Annotated in this window: 13 protein-coding genes; 8 read left to right on the top strand and 5 right to left on the bottom strand. The window is 64.5% G+C overall.

The annotated features are described in order from the left end of the window. From R2N16_RS18945 to R2N16_RS18925, 5 genes are all read left to right on the top strand, one after another. A partial coding sequence (locus tag R2N16_RS18945; protein ID WP_316667470.1) for an RHS domain-containing protein occupies positions 1–1,735 on the top strand: 1,735 nt, incomplete at its 5' end. A 12-nt stretch (positions 1,736–1,747) separates the two neighbouring features. After that, positions 1,748–2,230: a hypothetical protein gene (locus tag R2N16_RS18940; RefSeq protein WP_316667468.1), complete on the top strand. Its 483-nt coding sequence runs from the start codon at positions 1,748–1,750 to the stop codon at positions 2,228–2,230. Between the two features lie 223 nt (positions 2,231–2,453). Next, a complete protein-coding gene (locus R2N16_RS18935; protein ID WP_316667466.1) occupies positions 2,454–2,714 on the top strand; it encodes an Imm32 family immunity protein in 261 nt (86 codons plus the stop codon). Between the two features lie 99 nt (positions 2,715–2,813). Next, a complete protein-coding gene (locus tag R2N16_RS18930) occupies positions 2,814–3,098 on the top strand; it encodes a hypothetical protein (protein ID WP_316667464.1) in 285 nt (94 codons plus the stop codon). A gap of 237 nt (positions 3,099–3,335) precedes the next feature. Beyond that, complete coding sequence (locus tag R2N16_RS18925; RefSeq protein ID WP_316667463.1) at positions 3,336–3,479, top strand: hypothetical protein; 144 nt, start codon at positions 3,336–3,338, stop codon at positions 3,477–3,479. A gap of 5 nt (positions 3,480–3,484) precedes the next feature. Here R2N16_RS18925 and R2N16_RS18920 read toward each other — a convergent pair whose 3' ends face one another. After that, complete coding sequence (locus tag R2N16_RS18920) at positions 3,485–4,276, bottom strand: 5'-methylthioadenosine/adenosylhomocysteine nucleosidase (protein WP_316667461.1); 792 nt, start codon at positions 4,274–4,276, stop codon at positions 3,485–3,487. Between the two features lie 83 nt (positions 4,277–4,359). Beyond that, positions 4,360–5,046 (bottom strand): DJ-1/PfpI family protein, encoded by a 687-nt coding sequence (locus R2N16_RS18915; protein ID WP_316667459.1) that lies wholly within the window; start codon positions 5,044–5,046, stop codon positions 4,360–4,362. Positions 5,047–5,146: 100 nt separating this feature from the next. Between R2N16_RS18915 and R2N16_RS18910 the strand changes: the two genes are divergently transcribed. Then, a complete protein-coding gene (locus tag R2N16_RS18910; protein WP_316667457.1) occupies positions 5,147–6,082 on the top strand; it encodes a GlxA family transcriptional regulator in 936 nt (311 codons plus the stop codon). A gap of 133 nt (positions 6,083–6,215) precedes the next feature. Next, entirely contained in the window at positions 6,216–6,374 is a 159-nt protein-coding gene (locus tag R2N16_RS18905; RefSeq protein ID WP_316667455.1) for a hypothetical protein, read from the top strand. Positions 6,375–6,536: 162 nt separating this feature from the next. Here the strand turns inward: R2N16_RS18905 and R2N16_RS18900 are convergent, their stop codons facing one another. The 3 genes from R2N16_RS18900 to R2N16_RS18890 all read right to left on the bottom strand — a co-directional run bounded on the left by R2N16_RS18900 (position 6,537) and on the right by R2N16_RS18890 (position 9,172). Further along, positions 6,537–7,019, bottom strand: coding sequence for a winged helix-turn-helix transcriptional regulator (locus R2N16_RS18900; RefSeq protein WP_316667453.1), 483 nt, complete (start codon positions 7,017–7,019; stop codon positions 6,537–6,539). Positions 7,020–7,109: 90 nt separating this feature from the next. After that, positions 7,110–8,432 carry a sensor histidine kinase gene (locus tag R2N16_RS18895; RefSeq protein WP_316667451.1) on the bottom strand — a complete coding sequence of 441 codons (1,323 nt, stop codon included), beginning with the start codon at positions 8,430–8,432 and terminating at the stop codon, positions 7,110–7,112. Then, entirely contained in the window at positions 8,429–9,172 is a 744-nt protein-coding gene (locus R2N16_RS18890; RefSeq protein WP_316667449.1) for a response regulator, read from the bottom strand. The genes R2N16_RS18895 and R2N16_RS18890 overlap by 4 nt, the downstream gene beginning before the upstream one ends. 207 nt (positions 9,173–9,379) lie before the next feature. On the opposite strand from R2N16_RS18890, the gene R2N16_RS18885 reads away from it, so the two are divergent. Next, positions 9,380–11,149 carry a cytochrome c biogenesis protein DipZ gene (locus tag R2N16_RS18885; protein WP_316667447.1) on the top strand — a complete coding sequence of 590 codons (1,770 nt, stop codon included), beginning with the start codon at positions 9,380–9,382 and terminating at the stop codon, positions 11,147–11,149. Positions 11,150–11,221: the final 72 nt, after the last annotated feature.

Raw genomic sequence — 11,221 nt, 5'->3', positions numbered from 1 at the left:
GCTGCAACACCGTACCGTCTGGACCTACTCCGAAGCCGGGCTCATTCGCCGACGCACCGATGCCGCCAACGGCGTCATCGAATACCAGTGGAACAAGCTCGGCCGCTTAACGGGCCTCACCAACGAGAACGCCCGCCAGATTCGCTTCCAATACGACCCCGTCGGCAGGCTGCTCAAACAAACCGGCTTCGACGGCAACGCGACGCAGTACTACTACGACGCTGCCAGTGGTGTCCTCAAAACCACCGTCGACGCCGAAACCCTCGCCACCGGCTACACGTTCGACGCTCTGGGAAGACTGACCCAGCGCGGCGCTGGCATCCTCGACCCCAAGACCAACAAATACGAAGCCAAGCAAACAGAAACCTTCGCCTACGACGGCAACGGCCGCCTCGTCCTTGCTGAGAACGCCCACAGCCGCTTGCAATGGTTCCATGACGCCGCAGGCAACGTCATCCGAGAACACCAGCATTACAGCGGACTGGACAGCCCGCGCGTGGCGGTCTGGCGCCATGCGTACGATGAACTCAACCAGCGCGTCTCCACCATCCGCCCCGATGGCCACCGCATCGACCTGCTCACCTATGGCAGCGGCCACGTGCACGGCATCCAGCTCGACGGTCAGGAACTCGCCAGCTTCGAGCGCGACGACCTGCACCGCGAAACCCAACGCACCCAAGGCAACCGCCTCACCCAAACTCAGAAGTACGACACCGTTGGAAGACTGCTGGAGCAAACGCTCTCGCATCTGGACCGCACCACCGCCTACGTCAACCGCCGTCAATACAGCTACGACACGATGGGGCAACTCACCGGCATCAACGACACGCGTCGCGGCAACCTCACCTACCGCTATGACCCGGTCGGCAAGCTGCTCGAAGCCAACAGCGCGCTCGGGCAAGAGACGTTCGACTTCGACCCCGCTGGCAACCTGCTCGACGACCCCACGCTGCGTACCTTTGCGGCAGACCCCGCGACAGGAAGACCCGAAACCAGCAGCCGCCTGCAAGGCCGAGCCGCCCTGGTCGACAACCTGCTCAAGCAATACGCCGGCACGCACTACGAGTGGAGCGCACGCGGCAACCTCCTCAAGCGCACCGTCAACGGCCAGACCGCCCAATTCAGTTGGGATCTCTTCAACCGCCTGACCCGCTACAGCGACGACCGCCTCAGCGTGAAATACCAATACGATGCCCTCGGCCGGCGCATCACCAAACACGCACAGGCGGTCTACTTCGAGCCCCTCGGCGCTGGCAGCGTCTATATCCACAACGAACGCGCTCGGGTCAACAAAGAGCTGGGGTGTGGCTTCACGCTCTACGGCTGGGATGGCGACACCCTGGCCTGGGAAGCCCGGCGCGACGCTGACGTCATGCGCCAAGGCGCCTACCACCCGTCACCGGGCAGCACCCGCACCACGCACTATCTGTACGAACCCAACAGCTTCGTCCCCATCGCCCAGGGCGTGACCCATGGGATGCTGCCCCTGCACAAGCAGCCCGCCTATGCCGAGGCTGACTACGACATCGATGAGGATCCGCTGTGGCAGTACGAGATTCAGCCCACACCGTTTGATAGTCTGGCCTGGTACCAGTGCGATCACCTCGGCACGCCGCAGGAGCTTACTGACCAAACCGGTGAGATTGCGTGGAGTGCGCAGTACAAGGCGTGGGGAGCGGCGCAGGAGGTCATTACAGATGCGGCCAGGAAGGCTGGTATTCAGAACACCTACTAAATCGACCACCGCTTGAGCGGGGCATACCAATACGATGCCCTCGGCCGGCGCATCACCAAACATGCACAGGCGGTCTACTACGAGCCCCTCGGCGCTGGCAGCGTCTATATCCACAACGAACGCGCACGGGTCAACAAAGAGCTGGGGTGTGGCTTCACGCTCTACGGCTGGGATGGCGACACCCTGGCCTGGGAAGCCCGGCGCGACGCTGACGTCATGCGCCAGGGCGCCTACCACCCGTCACCGGGCAGCACCCGCACCACGCACTATCTGTACGAACCCAACAGCTTCGTCCCCATCGCCCAGGGCGTGACCCATGGGATGCTGCCCCTGCACAAGCGGCCCGCCTATGCCGAGGCTGACTACGACATCGATGAGGATCCGCTGTGGCAGCACGAGATTCAGCCCACACCCTTTGATAGGGGTTGGCGGGTGGGATTAACGGCTACCAATACGCGCCTAATCCAGTCGAGTGGATCGACCCGCTCGGTCTAGCCCGGTCTGGGCAGTGGGCTACTGTTGGCAATAGCCGGATTAGAATTGACCCGCCGCACGTTGAAAACACCAACCAACAAGTCCATGCTCATTGTCAATGTAAGTCCAGAAAGCAGGAGGTTGTAGTGAACAAGGACGGCACTCAGAGTCACGGATCACGCGGGGATGTCTCAGGACTTACGCGAGCGGAGAAGGACTATTTGCGCGACAAGGGGTTCAAGCTATGACTGATTTTGGTGACTTGAAAATTTGGGGAACACTTGAGGGTAGTGATAAGCCGCTAAAGCTAGACGAGATCTCGATACTTGCGAACGCAGAAGTTATCAGGGCTCTTGGTGTATTTATGATCAATGCTGCTCATGAGATGGATATTAATGACGTCGAGCACGTACACCTTCAAGATTCTATAGCGAACTTCTCGTATGAAAACCATGTTGATGTAATCGTTATAAATCAAGAGAAAGTGAAGCTGGTTGATGGATGATGGAGCGAAAGGCCGCCGGATTACGACCCTTGATATTTCTACACACGGGGCAGCGGCACGAGATTCACCCCAGGCGAAAATTTTCCGGGAAGTTGAGAAATGAAAAGCATTGAGATTTTTGTCGCGGATGCGCAGATCGAGTCCTTCTCTTATCGAGAGGGACGTCTAGCAGTACTTATACGGGCCGATAGCGGAATATTTGAGATCATCTTCGGTACCGTTCTTGGTATGAAGGCCATTGCCTCAGAAGGACAAGATTTGTCGCATTTGGCCGAGAGCAAGGGGGGGCTTACCTTATTTCCACATGTGAGACAGCGGAGGAGCCAGCCGATGGGTTTAGAGAGTTCAGCTTTATCTCAGCGTGGACCGATGAGCCGTTATTAACCGTAATCGCTATTGACGTTCAGGTTTCCAGAACATCGAATTAGACAAGGAGCCACGCTTGCACTCCAGGCGCACCACCTGAGAATCACGTCTAGGGAAAAATTGCTGATGTAAAGCGGGTGGAAGGCCGGAACCCTTGCTGGAACAGGGATTGCAGCGTATACGAGGGACAAGCGCGTCAGTGTAAAAGCCTATCAATACGCGCCCCATCCGGTACAGTGGGTCGATCCGTTTGGTTTGGCGGTTACACGCACAGGCCGTCTACTGACCCTCTACGGCAAGGACACGCATACCGATCTGCAGCGCCTGGAGAACCAAGTCTTTCGCCTGAGTGAGCGCGCCAACGCGCTCGACAAATATCTGGCTGCGCAGGGCCAGTAAGCCGTTCAGGCGCTGCTGGCCGTCGACAACCATGTGCGCAGGATGGCCACGCTGTAGCGTGAATCCACCTGGGCGATGAACTGCGCGAAGTCCACGCTGGCGGCGTCATCGGCCCGATCTGAAATCGTACGGATGGCGGCAAACGGCACGCCCCACTCGTAGCACACCTGCGCCACGGCGGCGCCTTCCATCTCGACGGCCAGGGCATCTGGCAATGCCGTACGCAGCACCGCGCTTTCTGCCGAGGTGCAGACAAAGCGGTCCCCGCTGACGATGAGGCCACGATGCACCTGCGGCGCGGCAATCCCGAACGCCCGCATGACATCCGGACCCAGCAGTGCATGCGGGTCCGCCAGCACGGCGCCGGCGCTTTCCAGCAGCCCGCTGGCGAGCGACGTGTCGGCAGGAAAACGCGCCATGCCGGTCAGCGGAATCTCCCAGCGCGGAAACAGCGGCGACGCGTCAACATCGTGTTGCAGCAGTTCTTCCGACACCACGACATCACCCACTGCCACGCCCGGTGCCAGTGCACCGGCCACGCCGGCAAACACCACCGCGCGTACGTTGAACTGCGTGATCAGCACCGCGGTGGTGGACGCCGCCGCCACCTTGCCAACGCGCGACAGCACCACCACCACCGCACGACCATCCAGATGGCCCGACCAGAAATCACGGCTGCCGATGTGGACGCACTGCGCGTCGGACAGCCACGTCAGCAGTTCGTTGATCTCTTCATGCAGGGCAGCAACGATGCCGATCGGGCCACGGGCGTTGGGCTGGGAAGACGGTGTATTCATGCAGGATGCGGTGCCGGCTTGGGGCGTAAAGACGTCGAAAGACGCCATTGTCGCCGCAATCCGGCTCGTGCCGGCGCCTGCGCTCAGAGTCGCTGCGCCGCCCGTTGCACAGCGTCATGGCGATCCGCGCGCAAATGATCCAGCCGCGACGTCACCGCCTTGAGAATCTCCGGCGATGCGCGCTCGGGGCGGCCGCAATCGAACGGCGGCGCCGGAGCGTACTCAATACCGAGCTGCACAGCCTGCGCATGTTCGGCACCAGCAATGTCGGCCATGACGGTGAGCGCCATGTCGATGCCGGCCGTCACGCCGCCGCCACTGATGAGGTTGCCGTCACGCACCACGCGGGCTTCGTCCACCGTGGCGCCAAACGCGGGCAGCAGGTTGCGCCACGCCCAGTGGCAGGCCGCACGCTTGCCGCGCAGCAACCCTGCCGCGCCCAGCACCAGGGAGCCGCTGCAGACCGAGGTGACATAGCGCGCGCCGTCGGCCAGACGCCGCACTTCGCGTACGAACGCGGCATCTTCCATGGCTTCGATCACGCCAAAGCCGCCGGGCACGCAGATCAGGTCGGCATGCGGAATATCGGCCAATCGCTGCACGTTCGAGATGGTGAGACCGCCATCGGCATGAATCTCCCCACCGCCTGTGGACGCCACCACACATTGCGCGCCGGGCAGCCGCCAGAACACTTCGTACGGGCCGGTGAAATCCAGTTGGGTGACGCGGTTGTACAACGCAAAGACAACGATGAACGGTGAAGTCGTCATGGTTCGGCTCTCCTGAGCGTGATGCGGTGGTGGGTTGACGCTTCACAGGATCGCGCTCTATCGTGTTGGCAGCAATGACCAGTCTCCCACTTTTTCTGCCATGGCCCACCGCATCGCTGTGCTGATCTTTCCGGACTTCCAACTGCTCGACGCTGCCGGGCCGGTGGCAGCGTTTGAGGTGGCCAGCCGGTATCGGGACGATCACTACGGGCTGCGCACGGTTGCGGCCCAGGCCGGCCTCGTGCGCAGCTCTTCCGGTGCGCGCTGGGATGCCGACGCCCTGCCCCCGGCCAACCAGGTCGACACGCTGCTCATTGCCGGCGGCGACGGCGTGGATGCCGCCATGGCCGATGCGCGCACGCGCCGCTTTGTGCTGCGCTGCGCGGCACGCGGCGCGCGTGTGGCAAGCGTGTGTTCGGGTAGCCTGCTATTGGCTGCCACGGGCTTGTTGAACGGCCGGCGTGCCACCACCCACTGGAGCCGCAGCGAGCAGTTCGCGCGCGCGTTCCCGCAGGTGCAGCTCGAACCCGACCACATCTACGTGAACGACGGCCCGATCTGGACGAGCGCCGGCATCAGCGCCGGCATCGACTTGGCGCTTGCCCTCATTGCCGAAGACCTGGGCGAGCGCCTGGCACGTGCGGTGGCGCGGCAGCTTGTCGTGTACTACCGGCGGCCCGGTGGGCAGTCGCAGTTTTCAGCGCTGAATGAGATGGATTCGGCACGCGGCCGCTTCAAGCCGCTGCTCGACCACGTGCGCCGCCACCTGAGCGCACCGCACCGCGTGGGCGACCTGGCCGAGCACGCCTGCATGAGCCCGCGCCATTTCGCACGCGCGTTCCAGGTCGAAACGGGACTCACGCCCGCTAAGGCCGTGGAAAAACTGCGTGTGGAGGCGGCACGCGCGGCGCTGGAAAGCGGTGCGGTTTCCATGCAGCGCGTGGCCACCGAGTGCGGTTTTGGCGATACCGAACGCATGCGCCGCAGCTTTCAGCGCCTGCTGGGCGTGCCGCCGTCTTCACTACGCGCACGATAACGCCGCCTGAACCCGCGCCGCTCCGCCATTCGCTTTCCTTGGGCCCGAACTTTGCGACCGGACCTCGACGCCGCCCGACACCAACAAGACGGCGCCAAAACAACGGACGCGAGGAACCAAGGAGGACACGCGTATGGACACTCGGGAAATGCTGGCCATCGTGGGGGTCACGCTAGCTGTGATCACAGCCTATTCGCTTGCCCGCGATCTGACTGACGAGCCGCTGGGCCTGCTGGCGCCGCAAACCAGCCTCGTGCACGTGCAAGCCCAGGGGAGCGCGCCGCATCAGTGACGCGCGTGGCGCGCAACGGCCACTGCACATCCCTGATCGAATGGCCGCGGCGCCTGGTAGAAGACATTGCCGGCGCAGTGCGGTGCTCTTCGCCCCCAAACGCACCAGGACGAGACGGCGGCTCGCGTCTGAGCACGCACGCGGTTGGAACGCAAAACGCGTTCAGCCGGCTTTCGCGCGCCGGCGCGGTGTCTCCGTGACGGCCGGGTAGACGACCATCGTATCCTCCGGCGCCAGCGCGCGCCCGTCCTGGGCGCGGAGTTCAAGCCGCTGCACCGGCTTGCCCGTTGCCTTGTCGACGAGCACAACGTGCGCCTCATCCGGCGCAAAGCAGAACGCATCGCCCCACTGCCGCAACGCCACCAGCAACGGGAACAGCGCGCGCCCTTTCTCGGTCAGCACGTAGTCCTGGTACGCACTGCCGTCGGACGCCGGCACCGTCTCGAGAATGTCGTGCGCAACGAGGTTGCGCAACCGCACCGCCAGGATGTTCTTCGACAGCCCGAGACTGCGCTGAAACTCACCAAATCGGCGCAGGCCGTCGAACGCATCGCGCACGATCAGCAACGACCACCCGTCGCCAATGGCGTCCAGCGGTCTGGCGACGCCGCAAAGAGAATCCGCGTGGCTCGTACGTTTGACCATCTGTATCGCGCATACCGTGCGCGCCCTCGCATTCCATGTGGTTGCAATATAAAACCCCGACTGCGATCACGCAACGGCGCCGTTTTGCAACTACCCACTTGGCAGGGCCGCCTGACCGAGCCTCACCTCTGCCACCAGACCACCGCCCTCGCGGTTGCGCAAGGTGAGCCCACCGCCTGCGGCCACAGCCAGTTGCTGCGCAATCGCCAGCCCCAGCCCGGTGCCGCCCGTCTCGCGGCTGCGCGAATTCTCCAACCGGACAAACGGCTGCAATACCGCATCGAGCTTGTCTTCCGGAATACCCGGCCCACGGTCGCGCACCTCGATCACCACGGCATCGCCGTCGCGGCGCACGCCCACTTCCGCCGCGCCGCCAAACTTGATGGCGTTGTCGGTCAGGTTGGTCAGCACGCGACGCAACGCGTGCGGGCGCGTGACGATGGCGCCGGTGGCGTGCTGCTCCAGCGTCACGGGCTTGCCGGTGTCCTGGTAGTCGTACACCAGGCTTTCGACAAACGAGCCGACATCGATGCGCGACGGCGTCTCGCCATCGCCATGCGCGCTACGCGCGTAGGCCAGGCCCTCGCGCACGAGCGTTTCAATCTCGGCCAAATCGCTCACCAGCTTGCGCTTTTCTTCGGAGTCTTCCGCCATTTCGGCGCGCAGCTTCATGCGCGTGATGGGCGTCTGCAAGTCATGCGAGATGGCGGCCAGAATCTGCACGCGCTCTTCGACAAAGCGGGCAATGCGCTGGCGCATGGCGTTGAAGGCGCGTGCGGCGCGCGCCAGCTCGGTCGGGCCGGTCTCGTCCAGCGGCGGCGTCTGCGCGTTGGGGTTGAGTGCATCGGCGGCATCGGCCAACGCCACCAGCGGGCGGATCGACAATCGCACTGCAAACCAGCAGCACACGATCAGCAACAGCAATTGCACCACCAGCACATACGGCAACCACTGCGCGATGGGCGTCATGCGCGGGTGCACGTCAATGGTGAGCGTGCTGCCGTCGCTCAGCGTGAGGTGCGCCTGCAGTTGCTTGCCGTCACCGGGAATCGACTCGACCGTCACGGGAAAGCGGCCGCCGCTGGCCTCGCTGATGCGCGCGGCGATGTCCTTGCCACGCTGGGTCATCTCGGGGACGCCCGGCGACCCTGCCCCCAGGATGTACTGATAGTTGCCGCGGTTCAGGCGCGGCAGCCACTGCGGGCGCTCATCCGCAGGCAGGCGATCGAGGATGGCGATGGCCGTGGACACATCGGTTTCGAGTGTGCCCAGCATGACCTCGCGCGCGCTCATGTAGCGCTCGGAAAACAGCACGGCAAACGACAGCGCATACGCCACCACCAACCCGGCCAGCAGGATCACGAACAGGCGCGAGCCCAGCGTGCGGGGCCATGCCCAGGCGCCTGTGCTCATTGGCGCGCCTCCTTGATCTCCACCGGCTTGGCAAAAACGTAGCCCTCGCTGCGCACGGTCTTGATGTACGCCGGGTCGCGTGCATCGTCATTCAGGCGCTGGCGCAGGCGGCTGACCAGCAGGTCGACGGATCGCTCGAACATCTCGGCCTCGCGGCCCTGTGTGAGGTTGAGCAGTTGATCGCGGTTGAACACGCGCATCGGGTGGTCGACAAACACGCGCAGCAGCCGGTATTCCGCGCCGCTCAGGGCGACGATGGTGCCCTCGGCATCGATCAGGTGACGCGCGGTGGTATCGAGCCGCCATTCGCCGAATGCCAGCATCTGGCCCGCTTCGGAAATCTGCAGGTTGGGCGGCAGCATGCGCGTGCGGCGCAGCACGGCCTTGATGCGGGCGAGCAACTCGCGCGCGGCAAATGGCTTGGCGACGTAATCGTCCGCGCCCATTTCCAGGCCGATGATGCGGTCGGTTTCGTCGTCGCGTGCGGTGAGCATCAGCACAGGCGTGGCCTTGTGTTTGCCGGCGCGCAGCTCGCGGCACAGCACCAGGCCGTCGTCGCCGGGAAGCATCAGGTCGAGCACGATCAGGTCGACGGTATTGGCCTCCAGAAACGCACGCATGTGACGCCCATCGGGCGAAGCGGTCACACGCAGCCCGTTCTTGGTGAGATAGGTCGAAACGAGTTCGCGAATCTCGCGGTCATCATCGACGATCAGGATGTGGTCGACGTGGGCGTCCATTGGGGTTACCTCGGCACGATGGAAGGTGGAAGGAAGGCGCCATTTTGCGCCTCTGCGTGTGACGCAGCGAACCCGTGTTGTATCGGAATGCATCTGGCCGGCGCGTTTGTACAGTCCGATACAAAGTCGCCCCCACGGCGATACATGCCAGCTACGCGCGCGGCGTCTGATGGAGGCATCCCCACCCCTTGCGGAGGCATGTCGATCATGAGCCTGCTGATACTCGCCTACCTGGGCGGCGCGCTGACCATCCTGAGTCCGTGCATCCTGCCCGTTCTGCCGTTTGTGCTGAGCCGTACCGGGCAGCCCTTTTTGCGCGGCAAGCTGCCGATGCTCGCCGGCATGGCCCTCACCTTTGCCGGCTTCGCCACGTTGCTCTCAGCCGGCGGCGCATGGGCGGTGCGCGCCAATGAAGTCGGCCGCCTTGCAGCGCTCGCGCTGCTCGGGGTGTTCGGGCTGTCGTTGCTGTGGCCCAGGCTGGCCGATCAGATGGCGCGGCCGGCGGTGGCGCTGGGCAACCGGCTGGCGGGGAAAGCGGCTACGGGCGGTGGGTCGGTAGACCCTTCGGTGGCGGGCTCGCTGTTGCTGGGTGTGGCCACGGGGATGCTGTGGGCGCCGTGCGCAGGCCCGATTCTCGGTTTGGTGCTGACCGGCGTGGCGCTCAACGGGGCGAGCGTGTCCAGCGCGCTGGCGCTGGCAGCCTACGCGGCGGGCGCGGCCACATCGCTGGCGGCAGCGCTGGGGCTGGGCGGCCGGGTGTTCACCGCCATGAAGCGCTCCATGGGCCTGGGCGAATGGGCGCGTCGCGTCATGGGCGCGAGCGTGCTGGGCGGCGTGGCCCTCATCGGGCTCGGGGCAGATACCGGCCTGCTGGCGCGCCTGTCGTCCGGCGGCACCACGCAGCTTGAGCAAGCCCTGGTCAGCGGGCTGGGCGTGAACCGCCCTGCGCCGCAGGCCAGCCTCAACGTGGTCTCCGAAGCCAACGCCGCACCCCTGGCCAAGCCCAGCGGCTTGCCCGTGGAAGGCCGCCTGGCCTCGTTCGACGGCGCGGTGCAGTGGCTCAACTCCGCGCCGCTCACGGCCGACCACCTGCGCGGCAAGGTCACGCTGGTCTATTTCTGGACGTACTCGTGCATCAACTGCCTCCGCACACTGCCCTACCTGCGCGCATGGGCCGACAAGTACAAGGACCAGGGCCTGACGGTAGTGGGCGTGCACACGCCGGAATTCGCCTTCGAAAAGGCTCCTGACAATGTCGCCCGCGCCGTCAGCGGCTTGCGCGTCAACTTTCCGGTGGCCATCGACAGCAACTACCGCATCTGGAACGCCTTCCACAACAGCTCCTGGCCGGCCGCCTACTTTGCCGACGCCCAGGGCAACATCCGGCACCACCAGTTTGGCGAGGGCGATTACGCCACCTCAGAACGCGTCATCCAGGCCTTGCTGGCCGAAGCCGGCAACACGCAGGTGGCGGGCGGCATCGTCGCGCCCGATGCGCCCGGGGCGCAAGCCGCGCCGGACCTGGACAACATCAGCTCGCCGGAGACGTACGTGGGTTACGCGCAAGCCACCGGCTTCGCATCACCGGGCGGTGCGCGGGTCGGCACGTCACACGCCTACAGCGTCGGCACGCTCGGCCTGAACGCATGGGGCTTGTCGGGCCAATGGACCATCGACGCGGAGCACGCCACGCTCGACCGCGCCGACGGCGGCATCGTCTACCGCTTCCACGCGCGGGATCTGCACCTCGTGCTCGGGCCTGCCGCCGATGGCCGCGCGGTGCGCTTCACCGTCAAGATCGACGGCAAGGCCCCTGGCGACAGCCACGGCGCTGATACCGATGCCCACGGCAACGGTGCCATTACGCAGACGCGCCTCTACCAGCTCGTCCGGCAAGCCGGCACGGTGCGCGAGCACACCTTCGAGATCCGTTTTCTCGATGCCGGCGCACGTGCCTATGCCTTCACCTTCGGCTGATGCCGCTACGGACACCCACACTGCGCGCGGCCTTTTTGTACGCGTTTGTATCCAGCCGCTCCCCCGACACAT

Source organism: Ralstonia psammae (assembly GCF_958405935.1).
GTDB classification, from domain to species: Bacteria; Pseudomonadota; Gammaproteobacteria; order Burkholderiales; family Burkholderiaceae; genus Ralstonia; species Ralstonia psammae.
Note: the sequence above shows the minus strand (reverse complement) of the source record. Positions and strands in the feature narration are given on the sequence as shown.